We start from the raw sequence: 24,879 nt of genomic DNA, 5'->3' as shown, positions 1-24,879 counted from the left end.
CTCGGCACCGCCGGAATGCGCCGTTGTGGCTGATCGCCGCGGCGGCGGGAAGTACTTGCCTGCGGCAAGGGAGCCACGCGGGGACTTCGCGCCCGCGACAAGGAAACCGGGCCGACCACCCCCGCCGCGACGGCGAGCAACCACCACGGCGGAAGCCGGCGGTGCCCGGCGTCCGCACCCCTGTCACTTATTCCGCTCCCGGTGCCGGCGGTGTCGTCGGCCGGGAGGTTTCGAGGAGGACCGCACCGTGACCGCTCGACCGCCGTCCCGCCGACCGCCTCATGAGCCCGAAGCCGCGGAAACCGCGCCAGGCGTCCCGGCCACGTTCCTGCCGGGGCGGGGCGGGACGGCAGGGCGGGAGCCCGGACCGGAGCCCGGCGCCCGGCGCCCATCCGCGCGGCGCGGGGCGCGGCGGGCGGAGCCGCTCGGGGCGGAGGACCGGGAGCGGCTGCTGCACGGCGCGCACCACGACCCGCACGGCCTGCTGGGAGCACACCCGGTGCCCGGCGGCGTGCGCTTCCGCGCCCTGCGCCCCTTCGCCCGCTCCGTAGCGGTCACCGCGAAGGGCCTGCGGGTGGACCTGGACGACGAGGGGGACGGCTTCTTCGCGGCGGTGCTGCCCCTCAGCGAGCTCCCCGACTACCGCCTCCTGGTGGGCTACGAGGACACGGAGCTGGAGACGGAGGACCCGTACCGCTTCCTGCCCGCGCTCGGCGACCTGGACCTGCACCTCATCGGCGAGGGCCGCCACGAGCAGCTGTGGCGGGCGCTCGGCGCGCAGCCGATGGAGCACGAGGGGGTGGCGGGCACCCGCTTCACGGTGTGGGCGCCGAACGCCCGGGGCGTGCGCGTCGTCGGCGACTTCAACTACTGGGACGGCACGGCGCACCCGATGCGTTCGCTGGGCGCGTCCGGGGTGTGGGAGCTGTTCCTGCCGGGCATCGGCGAGGGCGCGCTGTACAAGTTCGAGATCACGCGCCCGGACGGCTCGCACACGATGCGCGCGGACCCGATGGCGCGGCGCACGGAGGCCCCTCCGGCGAACGCGTCCGTCGTGCACGCCTCGCACCACACGTGGCGGGACGCGGAGTGGATGGCGGCGCGCACGGCCCGGCCGGTGCACGAACACCCCTTCTCGGTGTACGAGGTGCACCTGCCGTCCTGGCGCCCGGGCCTGACGTACCGGCAGCTGGCCGGTCAGCTCCCGGCGTACGTCAAGGACCTCGGCTTCACGCACGTGGAGCTGATGCCGATCGCCGAGCACCCCTTCGGCGGCTCGTGGGGTTATCAGATCACCGGGTTCTACGCCCCGACCGCCCGCCTGGGCACCCCGGACGACTTCAAGTACTTGGTGGACGCGCTGCACGCGGCGGGCATCGGCGTCCTCATGGACTGGGTGCCGGCGCACTTCCCGCGCGACGACTGGGCGCTGGCCGAGTTCGACGGGCGGCCGCTGTACGAGCACGCGGACCCGCTGCGCGCCGCGCACCCCGACTGGGGCACGCTGGAGTTCGACTACGGCCGTACGGAGGTGCGCAACTTCCTGGTGGCCAACGCCGTGTACTGGTGCGAGGAGTTCCACATCGACGGCCTGCGCGTGGACGCCGTCGCCTCCATGCTCTACCTCGACTATTCGCGCGAGGAGGGCCAGTGGACGCCGAACGCCCACGGCGGCCGGGAGAACCTGGACGCAGTGGCGTTCCTCCAGGAGATGAACGCCACGGTCTACCGCCGCTGCCCCGGCGTGGTCACGGTGGCGGAGGAGTCCACGGCGTGGGACGGCGTCACCCGCGCCACGCACCACGTCGGCGCGGGCGGCTTCGGCGGCCTGGGCTTCGGCCTGAAGTGGAACATGGGCTGGATGCACGACTCGCTGGTCTACGTCTCCAAGGAGCCGGTGCACCGCAAGTACCACCACGGCGAGATGACGTTCTCGATGATCTACGCGTACAGCGAGAACTACGTGCTGCCCATCTCGCACGACGAGGTCGTCCACGGCAAGCGGTCGCTGGTGTCGAAGATGCCGGGCGACTGGTGGCAGCAGCGCGCGAACCACCGGGCCTACCTGGGCTTCATGTGGGCCCACCCGGGCAAGCAGCTGCTCTTCATGGGGCAGGAGTTCGCGCAGGGCGCGGAGTGGTCGGAGGCGCACGGCCCGGACTGGTGGCTGCTGGACCCGTCGTATTCCGCGGAGGCGGACCACCGGGGCGTGCGCGACCTGGTCCGCGACCTGAACGCGGCCTACCGCTCGACGCCCGCCCTGTGGCAGCAGGACACGGTGCCGGAGGGCTTCGAGTGGGTGGTGGGCGACGCCTCCGAGGACAACGTCTTCGCGTTCCTGCGCTTCGACGCCCAGGGCGCGCCCCTGCTGGCGGTCAGCAACTTCTCCCCCGTGGTGCGGCACGGGTACGCGCTGGGCGTGCCCGGCCGGTTCACGGCGTGGCAGGAGATCCTCAACACGGACGGCAGCCGCTACGGAGGCAGCGGCGTCACCACGCCCGACCCGGTCAAGACGGAGGCCACGCGCCACCACGGGCGGCCGGCGAGCATCACGGTGACGCTGCCGCCGCTGGCGACGGTGTGGTGGCGGGCGGTGTAGCGCACGGCCCACCGGCCGGTACGGACGTGCCCCGCACCCCTGGGAGGGGTGCGGGGCACGAGGCTCCAGTCAGCCGAGCGGGCCGGACCTCGCGTCAGACCTTCTCGCCGACGCGGTCCTCGGAGCCGGCCTCCGCGGAAGCGGACGCGGCGGCCTGCTGCGCCTTGCGGCCCGGCAGCAGGAAGGCGACCAGCACCGTGCCGACGCCGAGCACGACCGCGCCGATGACGCTGGTGTGGGCGACGGCGTCCGCGAAGGACTTGTGCACGGCCTCGACGACGGCCTGCGCCTGCTGCGCGCCGAGGGCGGCGGCCTTCTCCGGGCCGACCTTCGGCGCGGCGCCGGCCGCGACCTGCTTGCCGACCTCCTTGGCCACGGCCAGGCCCGCGCCGACCGAGTCCTGCGCGACGGTCAGCGCCTTCTCCGGCAGCTTCGGGCCGCCGGCCGCGGCGGCCTCGGCCGCGGCGTCGCCGAGGTTGGACGAGTAGGTCTTGGCGAGCACGGTGCCGAGGATGGCGATGCCCAGGGAGCCGCCCATCTCGATGGAGGTGCTGTTGACGGCGCCGCCGACGCCCAGCTGGTCCTCCGGGAAGGAGCCCATGATGGCGTTGGTGCAGGGCGACAGGGACAGGCCGATGGCCAGGCCCAGGATGATCAGCGGCAGGACGAAGTCGTCGTACGTGGACGTCTCGTCGACGCGGGCCAGCAGGGCGATGGCGACGGTGCCGACGGTCATGCCGAACGCCACGGTGGCCTTCATGCCGACCTTGGGTGTCAGGATCGCGGTCAGGGCGCCGCCCACGAACACCGCACCGGCCAGCGGCAGCATCCGCACGCCCGTGTCCAGCGGCGAGTAGCCGAGGACGAACTGGAGGTGCTGGGTGAGGTAGTAGAAGGCGCCGAAGACGGCGAGGAAGAACAGCGCGACGGCCATGGTCGAGCCGGCGAACGCGCGCTTGGTGAAACGGCGGACGTCGAGGACCGGGTGCGGGTGGCGCAGCTCCCACAGGACGAAGAGGACCAGGCCGACGCCCGCGATGACGGCGGCGGCGATCGCCTTCGCGCCCCAGCCGAAGTGCGGGCCCTCGATGATCATGTAGATGAGGGAGCCGACCCAGACGACGGACAGCACGCCGCCCACGTAGTCGATCTTCGCCGCCTGCCCGCCGGGCCGCGCGGCCTTGGACGGCGGGACGAGCGCCAGCGCGCCGATGATGCCGAGGGCCGCGATCGGCACGTTGATGAGGAACGTGGAGGCCCAGCCGTGGTCCTCCAGCAGCGCACCGGCCACGAGCGGGCCGACGGCGATGGCGAGACCGGCGGTGGCCGTCCAGATCGTGATGGCCTTGGCGCGCTCCTCGCGCGGGAACGTAGCCGCGAGCAGCGACAGCGTCGCCGGCATGATCATGGCCGCGCCGACGCCCATGACGGCGCGCGCCGCGATGACCGCGCCCGAGCTGTCCACCATCGAGCCGGCGACGGAGGCCGCGCCGAAGACGAAGAGGCCGAGAACGAGCGCTCCGCGGCGGCTGTACTTGTCGCCGACGGCGCCGAGGATCAGCATCAGCGCCGCGTACGGGACGGTGTAGCCGTCGATGACCCACTGGAGGTCGGAGCTGCCCAGGCCGAGGTCCTTGACCATGTCGGGGGCGGCGACCGTCAGGGACGTGTTCGCCATGACGATGATCAGCAGGCTGATGCAGAGCACGCCCAGCGCTGCCCAGCGCCTCTTGTACGGACCGTCCATCTCGTCGACCGGTGTCGACATCGCGAGGCCCATCGGCCACCCCTTCCAGACTTGCACACGGTTGTGCAATTACACAGCAGTGTGCAAATTACGGGACGGCGCCGCTCAGTGCAAAATGAGGGGCGGGATGTCGGCCACGGAAGGCCGCGCCCGAGCCCCCCACGCCAGCCGAGTCCCGGTCCGGGACCCGCTCAGTGACCCCACGGACAGAGAAGAGACCAATGGCCGGCAGAGCGGACGCCAATCGCCGCCGCATCATGGACATCGCGCTCGGGGAGCTGCTGCGCGACGCGGACGCGAGCATGGACCAGATCGCGCGGGCCGCGGGCGTCGTGCGGCGCACCGTCTACGGCCACTTCCCGAGCCGCGAGGCGCTGATGAGCGCCCTCGTCGACGACGCCGCGAGCGCGGTGGAGGTCGCCCAGGCGGAGGCCCTGCGCGACGTCGCCGACCCCGCCAAGGCGCTCGCCCGCTCCATGCTCGCCGCCTGGGAGATCGCCGACGGCTACCGCCTCCTGATCTCCATGGCCCAGCGCAGCGTCACGGTCGAGGGCATCCACCGCCGCCTGGAGCCGGTGCGCCGCGAGTGCGCGGCCATGCTGCAACGCGGCCTGGACGAGGGCCGCTTCGTCTCGCCGCTGCCCGCGATCGCGCTCGCGTACGTACGGGAACAGGTGCTGTTCGGCCTCATGCAGGCGGTCAACGACGGCGTCCTCGCCCCGGCGGACGCCGGCCGCTCGGCCGCCGTGACCGCCCTCACCGCGGCGGGGGTCGCCGCGGTGGAGGCGGAGGAGCTGGTGGCCGAGCTGGTCCCGGCTTAGGACCCGGCTCAGAAGAGGGGCGGGGGCTTGGACGACGCCCCGCCGTGGCTGCGGCTCGGGCCGGGGCCGGCGCTGCTGACGCCGGGACCGGGGCCCTCGCAGCAGCGGCTGCGGCTGGGGCTGACGCTGGGGCTCTTGCTGCGGCTGGGGCTGGGACTACGGCTCCCGCCGGGAATCACGATCACGCTACGGCTGGGACCCGGGCTCGTGCTCGGGCTCGTACTCGGCTGAGGGCTCGTCACCCGGCTGGGGCTGCGGCTCGGGCTGCGGCTGATGACAGGGCCGGGGCCTTCGCTGATACCGCCGCCGCGGCTGGGGCCTGAGCTGATGTGAGGGCCGCTCGCTCTGTCCGACGGCTCGTCGGGCGACCGGCTCCCGCCGTTCACGGGCCCTGTTGCGCTCGGTTGCGGCCCCGGGGGCGGATCGCCGCCGTCACCGGCCAGCGCCCCCCGCACGGCGGCGATCACCACGACGACGGCCACCAGCCCGGCGAGCCAGAGCAGCCCGCGCCGGAGCGGATTCCGCCGGGGCTCCGGGCCACGGACCCGTCCTCCGCCCGGGCCGGAGTCCGTCACGTAGGCGAGGTTCGCCCGGGTGAGTTCCGCTCCGGCGGCGTCGCCGAGGGCCTCGCGCAGTTGCAGGGCGTACCGCAGCCGGGCGGCGGCGTCCTCGGGCCGGTCCTCGACGTAGGCGACGGTGCCCAGTTCGTGGGCGAACAGGGCTTCCGACGCCCGGTCGCCTATGCGCCGGGCCGCGTCCTCGCCCTGCTGGAGCACGTCCTTCCACTGCTGCCAGCGGCGCCCGGCGAACAGCGCGGCCTCGGCGATCTTCGCCAGCCGGATCACGGCCCGCCACTCGGCGCGCTCGGCGGCGGATCCGAGGAGCCCGACGATGCCCTCAGCACCTTCGAGCGCGTCGTCGAGCCCGTGCACTCCTCCGTCGAGGGCGCCTTCCAGCCAGTCGGCAAGCCCGTTGACGGCCGAGCTCAGCGAGATCGCGTCGAGCAGCAGGTCCCGGAGGCTGTCCTCCAGGCACACCGGCAGCCCGAAGCGGTCCTCCTCCGGCCGCTCGACGAGCCCCCGCCCGTGCAGGGAGATCAGGGTCTGCGCCGCGTAGGTGATGTCGCCGGCGGCCGACAGCCAGGCGCCCGGCACCAGCGCCCCGGCCACGAGCGCCAGGACCGCGAGGGCCTTGCGCTCCGGCCCCGACAGCCGCCCCGCGCTCATCCGGTCCAGCTCGCGCACGCCCCGCGCGGCGCGGTGCGCCACCGCCTCGACCGGGTGGCCGGCCCGCACCAGCGCCGCGGCCTGCTTCACGGACAGCGGCCGCCCCCGTACGGCCTCCAGCAGCCGCCGCACGACGGGCAGTTCGGCGTCCCGCACGGGGCGGCCCAGCGACTGGACGAACAGGGCGTACGCCGCGTCCGGCGGCAGCCCCGCCAGCGGCCGTGACGTCACCGTGCCGCCGGGTCCGCCGCCGAGCACCGGCTGCTCCGCGCCCACGAGCAGGACGCAGCCGGGCAGGGCGTCCGCCAGCTGCCGCGGGATCCGCGAGCCGGGCGGCACCTCGTCCAGCACGATCAGCGGCCGGGCGTGCCGCAGGAGCTGCCGGCAGACCGGCGCGGAGTACTTCACCGGTTCCGCGCCCGCGGGCACGTACAACTCGTCCACGAGCAGCTGGAGAACGTCCTCCAGCGGAGTCCCCGCCACGCGGACGAACGCGCTGCGCCTGCCGCCCGAGGCGATGTTCCGGAGCAGGCTGGTCTTCCCGTACCCGCAGGGGCCGTGGAACTCCACCGAGCGCCCGGCCGGGATCTCCCGCCAGGCGGTGGCCAGCGCTTCCTCGCGGCCGAGGAGTACGGGTGCCGGGGCGGCCCACCGCCGCCGCGGCCCGGGGTCGTGCAGCAGCAGCTCCGAGCGCTGGAGCCGGGTGCCGCTGCGAGAGGTGAGAGTGATACGGGAACTGCCGTAGAGAACGCTGTACACATATCCCCCTGGGCACGAAGGACGCGCCGTCGAACGGCAGCGTCTGCCTCGCACGCATCCGCGTCCAGCGCCCGGTACGCCCCATGCACCCGCGCGCCCCCTGGATGCACTGCGCGCCCTCAAGGAGCGCGGACTCGTACACCCGTCGTACGGTGCGATGGCCGTCCCCGCGCACCGGCCACCGCACCGAGCGGCACGGGCATCCGCAGCACGGCGTAGCCGGCGCGGCGCTCCGCGCCGGACCGGGCGGGCCGGGGCGCTTGCCCGCTAGGGCTGTTCGCCCCAGAGGACGGCCTGGGCGACGATGACGCGTTCCCCGTTGAACGTCACCGAGGGGCCGCCGTGCAGCCGGTAGCCCAGTGCCAGCGCCTCGCTCACGCGGTGGCAGAACGCGGCATCGTCCGGGCCGGTCAGGACGCGGTAGACGGGCAGGCCGTCGGGCGGTGTGATCATGCGGCGAGCATGCCACGCACGCTCACGCCACGCAGAATTCATTGCCCTCAGGGTCCTGGAGGACGACGCCGTAGTAGTCCGTGCCGGGCTCGTCCAGGACGCGTATCACCGTCGCCCCCGCAGCGGTCAGCCGGTCCACCGCCACCGTGACCCGTACCGTGCGGGTCGCCAGCGGGACCTCGCGGCCGCCGCCCACCTTGAGGTCGAGGTGGACGCGGTTCTTGGCCGTCTTCGGCTCGGGGACCCGCTGGAACCAGACCCGCGGCCCGCGCCCCGCCGGGTCGACGATCGACTCGGGGGTCTCCCCGGCGCCGTCCGTCAGCTCCTCCTCCGGAACGCCGATGGCCGACCAGTACTCCCGCCAGGTGGCGTGGCCTTCCGGCGGGGGCTCGGGAACGTACCCCAGCGCCTCCGTCCAGAAGGCCACCATCCTGCGCGGATCCGCGCAGTCGATCGTCAGTTGCAGTGTCGGCTCCATGCCCCCACCCTGGCAGAGGGCACTGACACTCGGGCCGGCACTCGGGGCGGCGCTCAGGCCGGTACGCACACCGGCGCTCAGGCCGGCACGCCCGCCCGCTCCTTCGGCGGCTCCGGCAGGGAATCGTCCCCGTGCCCCCCGTCCGCCGCCAGCGTCGTCTCGTCGAACGGCGCCCGCCCGGCGAGGACTTCGGCCACCTGCCGCTTGTCGATCTCCTTGGTCCAGGTGCCCACGAGGACCGTCGCGACCGCGTTGCCCGCGAAGTTCGTCAGCGCCCGCGCCTCGCTCATGAAGCGGTCGATGCCGACGATCAGGCCGACGCCGTCGACGAGTTCGGGGCGGTGGGACTGGAGGCCGCCCGCGAGCGTGGCGAGGCCCGCGCCGGTGACGCCGGCCGCGCCCTTGGAGGCGACGATCATGAACAGGAGCAGGGAGATCTGCTGGCCCAGGGCGAGCGGCTCGCCCATCGCCTCCGCGATGAACAGCGACGACATCGTCAGGTAGATCGCCGTGCCGTCCAGGTTGAAGGAGTAGCCGGTGGGCACGGTGATGCCGACGACGGGCTTGCTGACGCCGAGGTGCTCCATCTTGGCGATCAGCCGCGGCAGGGCGGACTCCGACGACGACGTCGAGAGGATCAGCAGGAACTCCCGGCCCAGGTACTTCAGCAGCGCGAAGATGTTCACTCCGGCCACCAGCCGCAGCAGCGTGCCCAGCACCACGATCACGAACAGCAGGCAGGTGACGTAGAAGCCGATCATGATGACGGCGAGGGACTTCAGGGCGGTGACGCCCGTCGCGCCGACGACCGCCGCCATGGCGCCGAACGCGCCCACCGGCGCCGCCCACATGATCATGGCGAGGATGCGGAAGACGAGCTTCTGGATGTGGCCGATGCCGCGCAGCACCGGCTCGCCCGCCGGGCCCAGCGCCTGGAGCGCGAAGCCCGCGAGGAGGGCCACCAGCAGGGTCTGGAGCACCTGGCCGCCGGTGAAGGCGGAGACCATCGTGGTGGGGATGATGCCGAGCAGGAACTGGGTCGTGGACTCGCTGCCGCCCTTCGCCTGCGCCGCCCCCGCGTGGCGCACCGCGTCCGTCAGGTGCAGCCCGCTGCCGGGCTCCAGGATGTTGCCCACGACGAGGCCGATGGCCAGCGCGACGGTCGACATGACCAGGAAGTAGCCGAGCGCCAGGCCGCCGACGGCGCCGACCTTCGCGGCCTTCCGCACGGAGCCGATGCCCAGCACGATCGTGCAGAAGATGACCGGCGAGATCATCATCTTGATCAGGTTGACGAAGCCGGTGCCGAGCGGCTTGAGCCCGACCGCGACGCCCGGTGCCGCGAGGCCCACCGCGATGCCGGCGAGGACGGCCGCGATCACGGCGAGGTAGAGGTAGTGGGTCCGGTCCGGCCGCCGGGGCGCCCGCCCGGCCGGTGGTGGTGCTGCCTGTGCCGTCACGGGGGTCTCCTCGTCGTCGCGGCTCTGGTACGGCTGGGTACGGCCGAGTACGCCCCCGAAGGGCCTGTACGCAGGGGCCTGTACGCAGGTGATGGTCTGTACACCCGGGCCCGTCCCGGTGTGTCCGGGTACGTTCCGGGCACCCCGCTCTCCCGACGAGTGGGGCTCCGGCGACTATGCACGGCTCTGTGACCGTGGTCACCCTTATGTGCATTACGTTCACGGGCGCGGCGCGGTGCACACTGTCCGCCATGCGCAGACCCCGCATCCGCCGCCCCCGCAGCCTGGCCGGCCAGCTCTTCGCGATGCAGATCGTGCTGGTCACCGTTGTGGTGGCCGGATGCGCGGCCTTCGCGTACGCCGCCGACCGCGGCCAGGCCGGCGAGGCCGCGCGCCGCGAGGTGACCGCGGCGGCGGTCGCCGTGGCCGCGTCGTCCTCCGTCCGGGACGCGGTCCGCTCGCCCGACCCGGCCGCCGGCCTCCAGCCGTACGCCGAGCGCGTGCGCCGCGACACCGGCGTCGACTTCGTGACGATCATGAACCCGGACGGCATCCGCTGGACCCACCCGGACCCCGCCCGCATCGGCGAGCGCTTCCTCGGCCACACCGGGCCGGCCCTGCGCGGCGAGACGTTCTCCGAGACGTACACGGGCACGCTCGGCCCGTCGGTGCGCGTGGTCGTGCCGGTCCTGGACGGCGCCAGGGTCATCGCCCTTGTCAGCGCGGGCATCACCGTCGACGCGATCAGCGCCGAGATACGCCGGCAGCTGCTCGGGCTGCTGCTCGTCGCGCTGGGGGCGCTCGCCCTCGGCGGCGTGGGCACGTACCTCCTCAACGCCCGGCTGCGCCGCCACACCCACGGCATGAACGCCACCGAGCTCAGCCGGATGCACGATTACCACGAGGCGACGCTCCATGCCGTGCGCGAGGGCCTGCTGATGCTCGACGGGCAGCACCGTATCGCCCTCATCAACGACGGCGGCCGCGAACTCCTCGGCCTCACGGGCGAGGTGATCGGCCGCCGCGTGGACGCCCTGGGCCTGCCGCCCACCCTCACGGACGCGCTCCTGGCCGCCGGGCCGCGCGTCGACGAGGTCCACGCGACCGCCGACCGCATCGTCGTCCTCAACACCTCGCCCGTCTCCGGAGGCGAGCGCCACGGCACCGTCGTCACTCTGCGCGACCACACCGAACTCCAGGCGCTCTCCGGCGAGCTGGACTCCGTGCGCGGCTTCGCCGAGGCGCTGCGCTCGCAGGCGCACGAGGCGGCGAACCGGCTGCACGCCGTGGTGTCCCTGATCGAACTGGGGCGCGCGGACGAGGCCGTCGAGTTCGTCACCGCCGAGCTCGAACTCGCCCAGGCCCTCACCGACGAGGTCGTCGGCGCCGTCGCGGAGCCCGTCCTCGCGGCCCTGCTGCTCGGCAAGGCCGCCCAGGCCAACGAGCGCGGCGTCGATCTCGTCCTCACGCCCGAGACGCACGTCGACGACGGCCTGCTGCCGCCCCGGCTGCCCGCCCGCGACCTCGTCACCATCCTCGGCAACCTCGTCGACAACGCCGTGGACGCCGCCGCGGAGGAAGCCAACCGCAGCGCGGCGGAGATCCGGCACGCGCAGGTCACCGTCACCCTGCGGGCGGAAGCCGGAGCGGAAGCCGGCGACGGCGGAGAGCTGCTGCTGCGCGTCGCGGACACCGGGGCGGGCGTGGCGCCCGAGGTCATGGAGGAGGTGTTCCGGCGCGGCTGGTCGACCAAGTCGCCCGGCGGCGCGCCCCACGGCCGCGGGCTCGGCCTCGCGCTCGTCCGGCAGGCCGTGCGCCGCAACGGCGGTACGGTCCGCGTCACCGGCTCGCCGGGCGGCGGCGCGGAGTTCACCGTACGGCTCCCCCTGCACACCGCCCACCCCGCGGACATGCCGCCGACCCCCGCCGTACGGACCGGAGCGCCCTCATGAGCAGACCCGACACCGCCCCGCGGCCCATCCGCGTCCTCGTCGTCGAGGACGACCCCGTCGCCGCCGACGCGCACGCCCTCTACGCCGGCCGCGTGCCCGGCTTCGCCGTGGCCGGGATCGCGCACTCCCTGGGCGACGCCTCGCACTTCCTCAAGCGCACGCCCGTCGACCTGCTGCTGCTCGACCTCTTCCTCCCCGACGGCCACGGCTTGCAGCTGCTGCGCTCCCTGCGCACGGCCGGGCACACCGCCGACGTCATAGCCGTGACGTCGGCGCGCGACCTGACGGTCGTACGGGAAGGGGTGTCGCTGGGCGTCGTGCAGTACGTCCTGAAGCCGTTCACGTTCGCCACCCTGCGGGACCGCCTCACGCGCTACGCCGAGTTCCGCTCGGTCGCGGGCGAGGCCAGCGGGCAGGAGGAGGTGGACCGGGCGTTCGCCGCCCTGCGCGCACCGCAGCCGGCCGCGCTCCCCAAGGGGCTGAGCCAGTCCACTCTCCGGTCGATCACCGAGGCGCTGCGGGGCGCCGGGGACGAGGGCCTGTCGTCCGGTTCGGCGGCGGCCGCCGTCGGCATCTCGCGGATCACCGCCCGCCGTTACCTCGAACACCTGGTGACGACGGGGCGCGCGGCCCGCACGCCCCGCTACGGCCAGATCGGCCGCCCCGAACTGCGCTACCACTGGCAGAGCAGGGCCTGACACGAGCCCCGGGGAACGGCCCCCGGGGATACGGCCGGTGCGAAACGGGAACGTACGACCTCAGGAAGGCGCATCCCGCCGAAGCGCCGCGCCCGGCGCGAAGGCCCGCCCCCAGGAGGTCGCCCGTGCGCCCCACCCTTCTCGCCCTGCTCGCCGTCACAGGTCTCACCGCGGCCTCCCTCAGCGCCTGCGGCCAGGGCTCCGGCGGCGGCGACCCGGACACCGTCCGGATCGCCTACCAGCGCAACACCGACAACAAGAACCGGATCGTCGACGACTATCTGGCCGGGATCAAGAGACAGTTCGAGCGCGCGCACGAGGGCAAGAAGCTGGAACTGGTGCCGATCCAGGCCGCCCAGGCGGACTACTACGCCAAACTCCAGCAGATGATGCGGGCGCCGAAGACCGCGCCGGACATCGTCCGCGAGGACACCTTCCTCATCAAGTCCGACATCAAGGCGGGCTTCTTGCGCCCGCTGGACGACGAGCTGGCGGGCTGGAAGGACTGGGCCCGGTTCGCGCCGGCCGCGAAGGCGTCGGCGCAGGGCGAGGACGGGAAGACGTACGGAGTGCCGGACGGCACCGACACCCGCGGGCTGTGGTTCAACAAGGAGCTCTTCGCGCGGGCCGGGCTGCCCGCCGACTGGCACCCGCGCACCTGGAACGACGTCCTGGACGCGGCCCGTACGGTCAGGAAGAAGGTCCCCGGCGTCATTCCGCTCAACGTCTACACCGGCAAGGCGCCGGGCGAGGCCGCCGCCATGCAGGGCTTCGAGATGCTGCTGTACGGGACGGGGAAGGACCCGCTGTACGACCCGGCGGCGGGCAAGTGGGTGACGTCGAGCCGCGGGTTCCGCGATGCGCTGGAGTTCGTGCGGACGGTCTTCGCGGAGAAGCTCGGCCCTGACCCGGCGGACGCCCTCGACCCCAACGTGGACGGCCGCGTCGCCACGGACTGGCTGCCGTCGGGCAAGCTCGCGATCGACCTCGACGGCTCCTGGCTCGGCAAGTACTGGCAGCCGAACGGCACGAGGCCCTGGCCGCAGTGGACGTCGGTGATGGGCCGGGCGCCCTTCCCCACGCAGAACGGGGCGGCCCCCGGGGCGGTCAGCATGTCCGGCGGCTGGGCGTGGTCGGTGAGCGCCAAGTCCGGCAAGGCGGACCTCGCGTGGCAGGTGATCGAGACGCTGCAGACGGCGGACAACGCCACCACGTGGACGGTGAGCGACGGGCAGATCGCCGTACGGGACGACGTGGCGGCCTCGCGCAAGTACTTGTCGTCGATGCCGGGCGTCGACTTCTTCACCGGGCTCGTCCCGTACACCCACTACCGGCCGGCGCTGCCGCTCTACCCGCAGGTATCCGGCGCGATCAGGGACGCGATGGAGGCGGTGACGACGGGCGACGCGTCCGTCGTGCAGGCGGCGAAGCGCTACGACGAGGAGCTGAAGTCGGTGGCCGGCGGGTCGGGTGTGACGGCGCGGGAGCGGTGACGGTGACCGGGGCGGTGGCCGGAGCGGTGACGACGGCCGGAGCGGTGACATGACCGGCCGGCACAGGGCCCGGCTCCGGCGGCCGCACCGGGGGAAGGCGGCCCTGCGCCTGCTGCCCCTCGCGCCCGCGACTGCCGTCCTGCTGCTCTTCCTCGCGGGCCCGGTCGCGTACTGCGTGGTGATCGCCTTCACCGACACGCAGCTCACCGGCCAGGCGTCCGCGTCCTTCGTCGGCCTCGCCAACTTCCGCCGCGCCTTCGCCGACGACGGCTTCCGCGACGCGGTGGTGCTGACGCTCGTCTTCACCGTGCTGTCGTCGATCGTCGGCCAGAACAGTCTCGGCCTGGCCCTCGCGGGCCTCATGCGGCGCGCCTCCCGGCCCGTACGGACCCTCACGGGCGCGGTCGTGCTGACCGCCTGGGTGCTGCCGGAGATCGTGGCGGGCTTCCTGCTCTACACGTTCTTCCACCGGCGCGGCACGCTCAACGCCGTCCTGGAGTGGCTCCACCTGCCCGCCCAGAACTGGCTGTTCACCCTGCCGATCCTGGCCGTCTCCTTCGCCAACGTGTGGCGCGGCACGGCCTTCTCCATGCTCGTCTACTCCGCGGCGCTCGCCGGGATCCCGCGGGAGGTCACCGAGGCGGCGGAGGTGGACGGCGCGAGCGGGCCGCGCCGTCTGTGGCACGTCACCCTGCCCATGATCCGCCGCTCGGTCGCCACCAACCTCATGCTCAACACCTTGCAGACCCTGTCGGTGTTCGGCCTGATCTGGGCGATGACGCGCGGCGGGCCGGGCAACCGGAGCCGGACGCTCCCGGTGTTCATGTACGACCAGGCGTTCCAGAAGTCGCTGATCGGCTACGGGACGGCCGTCGCGCTGCTCCTGCTGCTGGTGGGGGCGCTGTTCTCGGTGATGTACCTGCGGCTGATGCGGGAGGAGGTGTGAGACCGCCGCCCCCTCCCGCACCGGGGTCCGTCCGGCGTCAGCCGAGCTTCTTCATCTGGGCGTCGACGATCGCCTTCGGCTGCTCGCTCGCACCGGTGAGGCTCACGGCGTAGAAGCCGGCGAGGGTGTTGCCCTTGCGGACGACCACGAGGTGGGTGGGGTTGTCGCTGCCGCCCTCGACCTCCATGGAGAGGGTGAAGGCGACCGCCTCGTCACCCGCGCTGTACGTGGCCGGCGCGACCTTCTTGATCTTGGTCTTGTCCTCGCCGGCGCCCATGGCGAAGCCGCCGGCGCAGTCGGCGCCCGCCTTCTTGACCGCGGCGAACGCCTCCGTGGCGCCCTTGCCGCTGTACGAGGCCAGCGTGTCGCTGGTGATCAGGGCGCCCAGCCCCTGCATGCCGGCCTTCATCTTCTCCTCGGGCGAGGCGTCCGCGCCCACGGCCGGGCCCTTCGGCTTGGCCATGATCTTGCGGGCGGCGGTCGCGGCGGGCGTACCGGCGCCCTGCAGCATCATCACGTCGGACAGCGGCTTGCACTCGGCCTTGTCGCTGGTCATCGCCTTGGCGGAGGCCTGGTCGGCGGCGCTGATCTCGGAGACCTTGTGGTCGGCGAGCTCGCCGTCGGCGATGAGGAGCTTGGTCAGCTGCTCCTTCGACTGCGCGCCCGCACCGCCCGCGGCGTCGGACTTCGCCGGGGCGCTCGACGAGGCCTTGCCCTTGGTCTCGTCCTTCGCCTCGGACTTGTCCGAGCCGCAGGCGCTCACGAGCAGAGCCAGGGAGAGCGCCGAGGCGGCGACGGCGGTACGGCGGACGGTGGTGCGGCGCATGAAGGGTTTTCCTCTGAACTGGATCGGAAAGCGACCCCACATATAGTCATGCCGAAGTAAAAAGTTCAATATCTTTCCCATCGCCGGACGCCCGGCGCGCATTACGATCACATCTCGAACGCTTGATCGACTTCGGTTACCGTGGGGACCATGGAAGGCACGTACCGCGTACGCAACGCCGGCAGCGGTCTGCTGCTGGAGGTCGAGGGCGGCCGCAAGGGCAGCGGCGCCAACGTCCAGCAGGGCTCGGAGGACGGCAGCGCCGCCCAGCTGTGGCACGTGAGCCCGGTCCACGAGGGCAGCGGGCTGCACCACTTCGTGAACGCCGCCAGCGGCAAGCGGCTGGACGTCGCGAACGCAAGCACGGAGAACGGCGCCAACGTCCAGCAGTGGAAGGCCAACAACTTCGGCGCCCAGGAGTGGCTCATCGAGCAGCACCTCGACGCCCCGGGCACGGTCACCCTCGTCGCCCACATCAGCGGCCTCGTGCTGGAGGTCGCCGGCGGGTCGGCGGAGCCCGGAGGCAACGTCCAGCAGGGCGAGGACACGGACAGCCCCGGGCAGTGGTGGCGGCTGGAGCCCGCCGGGTGAGTCAGGCCCGGCTCCCGGCGTCCAGTTCCGCCGCCGGGTTTCCCCGCCAGTGCGTGCGGGCCGGTACGTGTTCGCCCTTCATCAGGAAGGAGTCGGCGTCGATGCGGGCGGCGTCGTCGATGACGACGCCGTAGTGCACGAAGGCGCTGGTGCCGATGGTGCAGCCGTTGCCCACGGCGATGGGGCGCGACTTGAAGACGCCGTCCTCCAGGGAGTGCGCCTGGAGGGTGCTGCCCGCATTGAGGGCGCAGCCGTCGCCGATCCGGGTGAGGGTGCGCTCGATGATGCCGCAGCCGTCGTCGTAGACGCGGCGGCCGGTGCGGACGCCGAGGAGCCGCCAGAGGAGCGGCTTGAAGGGGGTGCCGTTGAAGACCGCGTGGTAGGCCGTGGAGGGCACCTTCCAGTACCGCTCGTGTCTCCAGAACGCCTTGTCGTAGATGGAGCAGAAGCGGGGTTGCAGCCCGTGCGGGCCCACGACGGCCCGTTCGACGAGCGCGAACCAGCCGGCGGTGAAGGCGAGTCCGAGCACGATGGAGGTGGCCGTCTCCACCCAGTGCAGCATGGGGTCGTTCCCCATGGGGAGCATGGCGATCAGCACGAGGCCGAAGACGTACAGGCACCGGACGGTCAGGAACAGGGCGACGGTGACGGCGTTGTGGCGGTTCTTGGCCGCGAGCCGCCGCCGGCGCTCGGCCCCCGTGCCCAGGGCGTCGAAGCCGTGGTCGCGTTCGACCGAGCGCGGGATCTCGAAGGGCGGCGAGCCGAGCAGGCCGGTGGCCTCCTTGAGCGGGCCGCTGACCGGGATCATGGCCTTGGTCGCCAGCAGGCAGTCGTCGCCGGTCCTGCCGCCCGGCGGATAGGCGATGTCGTTGCCCAGGAAGTTGCGCTGTCCGATGGCGGCCGGGACGGCGCGGAAGGAGGTACTGGAGAACTCGGCGTTCATCAGGGACAGCCCGTCCGAGACCATGGTCCCGGTGCCGATGCGGCTGAGGGTGGGGACCTCGTGCTTGACGGTCATGCCGAAGTTGGAGCCGGTCTGCTCGAAGGGTCTCAGCCGGTAGCCGAGGGCGCGCAGGTAGTGCACGACGGCCGAGGTGTCGCCGAACAGCGCGTTGTAGAAGACGATGTTGGTGAGCCGCGCTGTGGCGCGCTGGAGCGCGAACTGCACGCCGTACAGCGGATGGACCGCGCCCGGCCGGACGAGGCGGCACAGCGCCCGCGACAGGAGCGTGACGAGGACCGGCCCGAGGGCGGCGAGGCCGAGCACCGTGCCCGCGGAGATCTCCAGGCCGTGCAGGTAGTACGCCCAGGTGTCCGGGCCGGCCGCCCCCGTGACCGTACGGGCCAGCAGGGAGGGCCTGGACTCCAGCAGCGCGGCGACGGCCACGTCCGCCGCGCCGACGGTCGCGACCGCGATCAGCAGCCGGAAGGCGCAGTGGAGGACGCGGCGGACGGTGCCGCAGTGAGCCGGAGGGACCGTGGAGTACTGGCAGCCGGCCGGCGCCGGGACGGCCGGTGAGCCGTGCCAGCACTGCCCGGCCGGTACGGACTGGCCGGAGTGCAGCGAGGAGGCGTGGCCGAGCTGGGCGGCGTCACCGAGGCGCACGCCGGTGTCGAGGGTGCTGTGCTCGCCGACGAAGGCGCCATCGCCTATGGTGACGGCGCCGGTCTCGACGACGCCGTCGTGGGCCCGGTAGCCGTTGAGGTAGGTGTCCTTGCGGATCACGCTGTCGGCGCCGATGGTGAGCAGGTCGGTACACACCGGCACATGAGTCGTCAGGATCAGGGCGCGGGGCCCGACCTCGGCGCCCAGCGCCCGCAGGTACAGCGGGTACAGCGGCGTGCCGACGGACAGCCGGACGAGCGGGTTGGCAACGACCAGGGTCTTGACGCACCAGAAGCGGGCGTAGGCCGTGCTCCACAGGGGGATGCGCCGCGCGGTCCACCGGCCGACGAGCGCCCACTTCGCGGCGACCGGCACCAGGCCCATCCCGCCCAGCACGGCGGCGGCGAAGGCGACCGCGCGGCCGTAGACGACGGCCCACCCGCCGGCCTGCATCACCCAGGCGGTGCCGGCGTCCAGTGCCATGGAGCCGAAGCACACGTACAGCAGGAACACCAGGAGTTGCAGGGCCGCGCACAGGATGTAGCGGGGGGTGCTCACCGGGGGTGCCGGGGCCGGCTGTGGTTCCGGGGGCTGTGCCGGTACGTGGTGGGGTGCGAGGTCCGGTGCGCGGTCCGCTGCGGCCGGTGCCGCTCGGTCCAGGACCGCGGCGAGGTCGCGCACCGTGGGGTGCAGGTAGACGTCCTTCATCGAGACGCCGGGCAGGTCCGGGAGTTCGCGGACGGCGGCGTTGAAGTGCGCCATGAGGAGGGAGTTGGCGCCGAGCTCGTTGAAGAAGTGGCTGTCCACGGAGACCTGTTCGACGCCCAGGACGCGGGCCAGCCGGCCGGCCAGGGCTTGTTCGGTCGCGGTCTCCGGGGCCGCGTAGTCGCGCTGCGCGGCGAGCCGGCGGGGTCCGCTCGGCGCGGGCAGGCGGCTGCGGTCGGCCTTGCCGCTGGGCAGGACCGGTATCGACGCGAGGGGTTCGAGGTAGGCGGGGACCATGTAGGCGGGCAGCCGCTCCCGCAGCTGGGCGACGACGTCGTCGGGGTCGACGGCGGCGCCTTCGCGGGTGGTGTAGAAGGCGCAGAGCTCTACGGTGGTCGCCGAACTCACGGAACCCGCGGCGGCCTCGTGCCGGGTGACCACGGCCTGGGCGATGCCGGGGACGCGGAGCAGCACGGACTCGATCTCGGCAAGCTCCACGCGGTAGCCGCGGATCTTGACCTGGGTGTCGATGCGGCCGTGGTGCTCGATCTCGCCGCGGGGGTTGATCCTTCCCAGGTCCCCCGTGCGGTAGATCCTGCCGGAGGGGTTGCCGGGGACACCGAGGAAGTCCGGGACGAAGGCGCGGTCGGTCAGGTCCGGTCTGTTGAGGTAGCCGCTGGCGAGCCCCATGCCGGCGATGCCGATCTCGCCCAGCGTGCCCGGCGGCAGGGCGGCGTTCTCCCGCGGGTCGAGCAGGACCACCGCGTACGTGGGCAGCGGGACGCCGATCGTCACCGGGCGGTCCGGGTCCAGGAGGGTCCAGGTCGCGGTGACGGTCGCCTCGGTCGGGCCGTAGACGTTGAGGAACCGCCGGCCGGGCCGGTGCCAGCGGCTGATGAGGTCCTGCGGGCACGACTCCCCCGACACCAGCAGGAACCGCAGGGCGGAGCTGCTCTCGTCCAGCGTGGCCAGCAGCGTGGGCACGCAGCACAGCGCGGTGACGCGCCGCTCCCGCAGGAAGGCGTCCAGCTCGGCCCCGAGCAGGCCACCGGGCCCGGCCGGGCGGGGCACCAGCGTCGCACCGGCCATCCAGGGCACCCACGTCTCCTCGACGGAGAAGTCGAAGGCGAGGGTCATCCCCTGGTAGACGCGGTCCTCGCCGGTGATGCCGTAGACCTCCGCGGCCACGCGGACGAAGTTGCAGATGGCCGGGTGCCCGATGGCCACGCCCTTGGGGCGGCCGGTGGTGCCGGAGGTGTAGATGACGTAGCAGAGGTCGTCGTGCTGCTGCCGTGCGGTGGTGACGGCGCCGAGGCGCTCGCGCGGCCGCGCCGCCACTTCGTCCCGTACGCGGTCCAGGTACAACAACCGTGCACTGTCGGCGAGATGGGCCGCCCGGTCCGCGAGGCGGGAGAGCGAGAGGACCGTCCGCACGGAGGCGTCGGAGACGATGTACGACAGCCGGTCCGCGGGGAAGCCGGCGTCCAGCGGCACGTACGCGGCGTGCGCCTTCAGCACGCCCAGCATCGCGACGTAGGCGTCGACGGCCTCGTCGAGCAGCAGGCCGATCCGGTCGCCGGGGCGGGTGCCGTGGTCCAGCAGGAAGCGGGCGAGCTGGTTGGCCCTCGCGTCCAGCTGCGCGTAGGTGAGCGTGACGTCGCCGGCGTCCACCGCGAGCCGGTCTTCCCGCCCCTCGGCCCGCAGCCGGGCGCACTGCTCCTCGAACAGGCATTCCAGCCGCTCGCCGTCGCGCCACCGGGCCGATCCGTCGTCCGCGGCGGCGGTCAGCAGACCGTCGGGCCGGCTCGAAGACCGTGGCGCCTCCTCCCGCGGCGGGTCCCGCCGGGGCGCCTCTCCTCGTCTCCGCTCGCCGTAGGACGCCATGGACATTCAGGGAGTTGTCGGGCCACTCAGGGCCCCTACATTTTACCGCCGCCGGCCTGCCGCCGCCCGCCGCTCGCCGGGCACATATGCCGTAGCAGGCATATACCCGCAGCTGAAGGCGCTCCGGGAAGCCGGGTCAGGGCGGGCCCGGGCGCCGGCCCGGGCCCGGACCCCGCCCGTCAAGCGCGCTTCCGCAGCAGTTCCACGATGCCCGCGACGTCCTCGTGGCCGTGGCCCTCCGCCACCCGGCGGGCCATCAGCGGCTGGAGCGGGGCGATCAGCTCCGGGCTCAGGCCCTGGTCCTCGGCGGCCCGGAGGAGGTTGCCGAAGGCGGCGGACTGCATGGCCACGTTGGACACGACGCCGTCGGCGTACTCGCCGGACCCGATCTGCCGGGCGTAGTGCGGGATCCCCGTCGCCATGGCCCCGATCCAGGTGCCGAGCAGCGGCGCGAACTCCTCCGCCGGCACACCCGCCGTGTCCACCAGCGCCAGGGCGTGGAAGACGCCGGCGAACATCCCGTACATGCCGCTCAGCAGCGCGATGTCGAGCAGCGCCGCCAGGCCCGGTTCGGTGCCCGCGAAGTGCGCCGCGCCCAGGCGCTCCAGCACGGGCCGGTGCGCGTCGAAGGCGTCCCGCGGCCCGCTGTAGAGGACGAACGCCTGCTCCGTACCGATGCCCGGGGGCACGGCCATGATGCCGCCGTCGAGGTACGTGATCCCGTGCTCAGCCGCCCACGCGGCCGTCTCGCGGGCCTGCGCCGGCGTGCCGTTGGTGAGGTTGACGAGGGTGCGGCCCTTCAGCCGTCCGGCGACGGGCTCCAGGACCTCCCGCACGGAGGCGTAGTCGAGCAGGCAGGCGACCACCAGCTCACTCGCCTCCACCGCACCGGCGACGTCGTCGGCGCGGATGGCGCCCAGCGGCAGCAGCGGCTCGGCCCGGGCGGGGGTGCGGTTCCACACCGTGGTGGGGTGCCCGTTCGCCAGAAACGCGCCGGCCAGGGCCGTCCCCATGGCGCCCAGGCCGAGGACGGTAACGGGAGAGGTAGCGGAGGTGCTCATGTGCGGAAGGCTCCAGTTGTGCGATGCGTAGGTGCAGTACGAAACGGCTGTGGCGCGCCTCCATCAGATTTCCCGATGGGACGCGCCACGCCAAGTACGCACAAAAAGGTGGGCACTTACCTGGAGGTGAGGGGGCGGCGGCAGCCGCCGGAGGCTACTGCGCCCCGATCGACTCCAGTACGTTGAGCTTCGCCGCCCTGCGGGCCGGCCAGAGAGCGGCCAGGACGCCCACGGCGAGGGCGATCAGCAGGAAGACCGCGATCCGTGCCCACGGCACGACCATCTCGTACTGCGGGAAGGACGAGCGGACCAGGTGGCCGCCGGACCAGGCGAGGAAGATGCCCACCCCGACGCCCAGCACCGCGCCGAACATCGCGATCATCACGGACTCCAGCCGGACCATCTGCTTGACCTCGCGCCGGGCCAGGCCGATGGCGCGCAGCATCCCTATCTCCCGGGTCCGCTCGAAGACCGACATGGCCAGGGTGTTGACGACGCCGACGACCGCGATGACGACGGCCATGCCCAGCAGCCCGTACATCAGGTAGAGGATGTCCTCGATGCTCCCCGCCTCGGCGCGGCGCAGGTCTTCGGGTGACTGCACCTTCATGAGGGGGTTGCCGCCCAGGGTCTCCTTGATCTTGGCCTTGAGCTCGCCGGCCTTGCCGGGGGCCGCCTTCACCAGCACCTCGTCGTCGCGGACCTTGTCCAGGTGGGGGTCCACGAGGGCGTGGGTGGCCAGGACGGCGGAGTAGACGTCGTTCTTCGCGTAGACCGCGGCGACCTTCGGGGCGGCCTTCTTGCCGTCGTAGAAGGACATCGGCAGGGTGGAGCCGACCTTCAAACCGTGGTCGCGGGCGTACTCGTCGGACACGGCGACCGTGCCGTCGCGGACGTCGGCCGGCGAGCCGCTGACGAAGCGCACGTCGGACACCTTGCCGATCGCCGCCGGGTCCGTGGCGTAGACGAGGGCGGGCGCGCCGTCCGACTGGAAGCCGACCGAGCGCATGGGGACCGCGGCGGCGACGCCGGGCTCCTTGGCGAGGGTCTCGGCGATGTCCGGGGAGAGGCCGCCGAAGTTGGCGGAGGTGACCTTGTAGTCGGCCGTCAGGTCCTGCTGCCCCATCTTCGCGACGCCCTGATGGGACGAGACCGCGACCACGGTCAGGCCGGTGATCAGCGAGAGGCCGATCATCAGGGCCGAGGCGGTGGCGGCGGTGCGGCGCGGGTTGCGCAGCGCGTTCTCCTTGGCGAGCTTGCCGCTGACGCCGGTGAACCGGCCCGTCGCCCGGGCGAAGAGGTGGACGACCGGGCGGGAGAGCAGCGGGGCCAGCACGATGACGCCCGCCATGGTCAGGGCCGCGCCCGCCATCGCGATCTCCAGGCCGCCGCTGTCCTTGAGCGTCGTGACGTACAGCATGACCGCGGCGCCCAGGGCGGTGAGCACGGCGCCGATCGCGTTGCGGACGACGAGGCTCTTGACGGCCGGCGGCTGCTCGACGGTGGCCAGCGCCTCGACCGGGGCGATCTTCGCGGCCTTGCGGGAGGGCAGCCAGGCGGCCACGACCGTGACCACGACGCCGACGCCGAGGGCGAGCAGGACGGAGGCGGGCTCGATGACGAGCGGGCCGTCCGGCAGGCTCGCGCCGGTCGTGTTCAGCACCGAGCGCAGGCCGGTGGCGACGCCGAGGCCGAGGACGAGGCCCGCGGCGGAGGCCGCCAGGCCCAGCAGCCCCGCCTCGATCAGCACCGAGCGCACCACCTGGCGGCGCGAGGCGCCCACCGCGCGCAGCAGCGCGATCTCCCGGCTGCGCTGGGCGATGAGCATGGTGAAGGTGTTGGCGATGATGAAGACGCCGACGAAGAGGGCGATGCCCGCGAACGCCAGGAAGGTGTTGCGGATCGAGCTGGTCTCCTTGTCGATCATCTTCGACTGCTCGGCCGCCAGTTGCTTCCCGCTCTGCGCCTCGAAGGTCTTCGGCAGTACGTTGCGGACGTCGGCGGTCAGCTTCTGCTGGTCGGTGCCGGGCTTCGCGGAGACGACGAGGTCGCTGAACTCGCCGGGCTTGCCGAAGAGTTTCTGCGCGGTCGCGGTGTCGAACAGCGCGAGGCTGCCGCCGGCGCTCACCCGCGGGTCGTCGGTCTCGGCGATGCCGACGAGCTTCTTGGTCATCACCGGCCCGTCGATCGCGAGCCGGACGGTGCCGCCGATCTTCGTGCCGGTCTTCGCGGCGGTCTTCTCGTCGAGGACGATCTCGCCCTCGGCGGCGGGCCCGCGGCCCTTGACGATCGGGTAGCGGCTGTCCTTGCCGTCCGTGCCCGGTACGTAGTTGGTGCCGGTGCTGCCCCATTCGCTGCCGGCCGGGTTGTTCTGCCTGTCGGCGATCATGGCGACGCCGCCGACGGACGGGCGTACGGAGGCGACGCCCGGCAGCGCGCGGAGCGTGGCGACCACGCGGTCGTCGAGGGCCCGGGCGCCGTCCTTGTCGGTGCTGGGGGCGCCGGGGGTGACGGAGACCGCGACGTCGTCGAGGCTCTTGGTCATCTTGTTGCGGAAGGCGGCGCCGACGGAGTCGCTGAAGATGAGGGTGCCGGAGACGAAGGCGGTGCCGAGGAGGACCGCGAGGGCGGTCATCATCAGCCGGGTCTTGTGCGCGAGGAGGTTGCGCAGGGCGGTACGGAACATGGTCTGTCCTGGGAGAAGGGCCTGCGGGGCCGTCGTCGGGGAGCGGGGAACGGCGGAGCCGCTCCTCAGCTCGTACGGCCCTTGGCGTCAAAAGCCTTCATGCGGTCCAGGACCGCATCCGCGGTCGGCTCGCGCATCTCGTCCACGATCCGGCCGTCGGCGAGGAACACGACGCGGTCCGCGTACGAGGCGGCGACGGGGTCGTGCGTGACCATGACGATCGTCTGCTGAAGGGCCTGGACCGACTCGCGCAGGAAGCCCAGGAGTTCGGCGCCGGAGCGGGAGTCGAGGTTGCCGGTCGGCTCGTCCGCGAAGATGATCTCCGGCTTGGCGGTGAGCGCGCGGGCCACGGCCACGCGCTGCTGCTGACCGCCCGAGAGCTGGCTCGGCCGGTGCGAGAGGCGCCCGGAGAGCCCCACCGTGCTCACCACCATGTCCAGCCACTCCGCGTCGGCCTTGCGGCCCGCGATGTCCATGGGGAGCGTGATGTTCTCCAGGGCGGTCAGGGTCGGCAGGAGGTTGAACGCCTGGAAGATGAATCCGATCTTGTCCCGCCGGAGCCGCGTGAGGCTCTTGTCGTTGAGCGTGCTCAGCTCGGTGTCGCCGATCAGCGTCGAGCCGGACGAGATCGTGTCGAGGCCCGCCATGCAGTGCATCAGCGTGGACTTGCCCGAGCCGGAGGGCCCCATGATCGCGGTGAACTCGGCGCGGCGGAACTCCACGGAGACCGAGTCCAGCGCCGTCACGCGGGTGTCCCCCTGCCCGTAGACCTTGCTCAGGCCGGTGGCGCGGGCTGCGACGGGGAAGCCGCCGCGCGCGCGGGCGGTGGCTCCGGGGGACGTGGGAAAGGCGGCCGCGTGGGACACGGGTCTCCTCCGGGAATCGGGG

17 protein-coding genes are annotated in these 24,879 nt (G+C 72.8%); 7 read left to right on the top strand and 10 right to left on the bottom strand.

Features of this window, described 5'->3' with window-relative positions; translation table 11 throughout:
* Window positions 1-247 precede the first annotated feature (247 nt).
* A complete protein-coding gene (gene glgB, locus PS271_RS20690; protein ID WP_398383645.1) occupies window positions 248-2,599 on the top strand; it encodes a 1,4-alpha-glucan branching enzyme in 2,352 nt (783 codons plus the stop codon).
* Between the two features lie 94 nt (window positions 2,600-2,693).
* On the opposite strand, the gene PS271_RS20685 is transcribed toward glgB, so the two are convergent.
* Complete coding sequence (locus PS271_RS20685) at window positions 2,694-4,379, bottom strand: MFS transporter (protein WP_398383644.1); 1,686 nt, start codon at window positions 4,377-4,379, stop codon at window positions 2,694-2,696.
* A gap of 188 nt (window positions 4,380-4,567) precedes the next feature.
* On the opposite strand from PS271_RS20685, the gene PS271_RS20680 reads away from it, so the two are divergent.
* Window positions 4,568-5,167: a TetR family transcriptional regulator gene (locus tag PS271_RS20680; RefSeq protein ID WP_398383642.1), complete on the top strand. Its 600-nt coding sequence runs from the start codon at window positions 4,568-4,570 to the stop codon at window positions 5,165-5,167.
* A gap of 8 nt (window positions 5,168-5,175) precedes the next feature.
* On the opposite strand, the gene PS271_RS20675 is transcribed toward PS271_RS20680, so the two are convergent.
* The 4 genes from PS271_RS20675 to PS271_RS20660 all read right to left on the bottom strand — a co-directional run bounded on the left by PS271_RS20675 (window position 5,176) and on the right by PS271_RS20660 (window position 9,543).
* A complete protein-coding gene (locus PS271_RS20675; RefSeq protein WP_398383641.1) occupies window positions 5,176-7,152 on the bottom strand; it encodes a hypothetical protein in 1,977 nt (658 codons plus the stop codon).
* A gap of 267 nt (window positions 7,153-7,419) precedes the next feature.
* On the bottom strand, window positions 7,420-7,605 hold the full coding sequence (locus tag PS271_RS20670; protein ID WP_356277424.1) for a DUF1737 domain-containing protein: 186 nt from the start codon (window positions 7,603-7,605) through the stop codon (window positions 7,420-7,422).
* Window positions 7,606-7,627: 22 nt separating this feature from the next.
* A complete protein-coding gene (locus PS271_RS20665) occupies window positions 7,628-8,083 on the bottom strand; it encodes a VOC family protein (protein WP_398383639.1) in 456 nt (151 codons plus the stop codon).
* 77 nt (window positions 8,084-8,160) lie between these two features.
* Window positions 8,161-9,543 carry a cation:dicarboxylate symporter family transporter gene (locus PS271_RS20660; RefSeq protein ID WP_398383638.1) on the bottom strand — a complete coding sequence of 461 codons (1,383 nt, stop codon included), beginning with the start codon at window positions 9,541-9,543 and terminating at the stop codon, window positions 8,161-8,163.
* A 251-nt stretch (window positions 9,544-9,794) separates the two neighbouring features.
* Between PS271_RS20660 and PS271_RS20655 the strand changes: the two genes are divergently transcribed.
* From PS271_RS20655 to PS271_RS20640, 4 genes are all read left to right on the top strand, one after another.
* Entirely contained in the window at window positions 9,795-11,495 is a 1,701-nt protein-coding gene (locus tag PS271_RS20655; RefSeq protein ID WP_398383636.1) for a sensor histidine kinase, read from the top strand.
* The gene (locus tag PS271_RS20650) at window positions 11,492-12,193 is read left to right on the top strand and encodes a response regulator (protein ID WP_398383634.1); all 702 of its coding nucleotides are present in this window, start codon (window positions 11,492-11,494) and stop codon (window positions 12,191-12,193) included. Before PS271_RS20655 ends, PS271_RS20650 begins: the two co-directional genes overlap by 4 nt.
* Before the next feature lie 125 nt (window positions 12,194-12,318).
* Window positions 12,319-13,686, top strand: coding sequence for an extracellular solute-binding protein (locus PS271_RS20645; RefSeq protein ID WP_398383633.1), 1,368 nt, complete (start codon window positions 12,319-12,321; stop codon window positions 13,684-13,686).
* Between the two features lie 49 nt (window positions 13,687-13,735).
* Complete coding sequence (locus tag PS271_RS20640) at window positions 13,736-14,632, top strand: carbohydrate ABC transporter permease (protein ID WP_398383632.1); 897 nt, start codon at window positions 13,736-13,738, stop codon at window positions 14,630-14,632.
* A 37-nt stretch (window positions 14,633-14,669) separates the two neighbouring features.
* On the opposite strand, the gene PS271_RS20635 is transcribed toward PS271_RS20640, so the two are convergent.
* A complete protein-coding gene (locus PS271_RS20635) occupies window positions 14,670-15,458 on the bottom strand; it encodes a hypothetical protein (protein ID WP_398383630.1) in 789 nt (262 codons plus the stop codon).
* A 150-nt stretch (window positions 15,459-15,608) separates the two neighbouring features.
* Here PS271_RS20635 and PS271_RS20630 point away from each other — a divergent pair, with 150 nt between their 5' ends.
* On the top strand, window positions 15,609-16,049 hold the full coding sequence (locus tag PS271_RS20630; RefSeq protein WP_398383629.1) for an RICIN domain-containing protein: 441 nt from the start codon (window positions 15,609-15,611) through the stop codon (window positions 16,047-16,049).
* Window position 16,050: 1 nt separating this feature from the next.
* Here the strand turns inward: PS271_RS20630 and PS271_RS20625 are convergent, their stop codons facing one another.
* The 4 genes from PS271_RS20625 to PS271_RS20610 all read right to left on the bottom strand — a co-directional run bounded on the left by PS271_RS20625 (window position 16,051) and on the right by PS271_RS20610 (window position 24,770).
* Window positions 16,051-20,250 (bottom strand): Pls/PosA family non-ribosomal peptide synthetase, encoded by a 4,200-nt coding sequence (locus tag PS271_RS20625; RefSeq protein WP_398383628.1) that lies wholly within the window; start codon window positions 20,248-20,250, stop codon window positions 16,051-16,053.
* Window positions 20,251-20,423: 173 nt separating this feature from the next.
* Window positions 20,424-21,305, bottom strand: coding sequence for an NAD(P)-dependent oxidoreductase (locus PS271_RS20620; protein WP_398383627.1), 882 nt, complete (start codon window positions 21,303-21,305; stop codon window positions 20,424-20,426).
* Between the two features lie 154 nt (window positions 21,306-21,459).
* Complete coding sequence (locus PS271_RS20615; protein ID WP_398383625.1) at window positions 21,460-23,991, bottom strand: ABC transporter permease; 2,532 nt, start codon at window positions 23,989-23,991, stop codon at window positions 21,460-21,462.
* A 65-nt stretch (window positions 23,992-24,056) separates the two neighbouring features.
* Window positions 24,057-24,770 carry an ABC transporter ATP-binding protein gene (locus tag PS271_RS20610; RefSeq protein WP_398386957.1) on the bottom strand — a complete coding sequence of 238 codons (714 nt, stop codon included), beginning with the start codon at window positions 24,768-24,770 and terminating at the stop codon, window positions 24,057-24,059.
* Window positions 24,771-24,879 lie beyond the last annotated feature (109 nt).

It is taken from the genome of Streptomyces sp. SCA2-17, from assembly GCF_044336695.1.
Note: the sequence above shows the minus strand (reverse complement) of the source record. Positions and strands in the feature narration are given on the sequence as shown.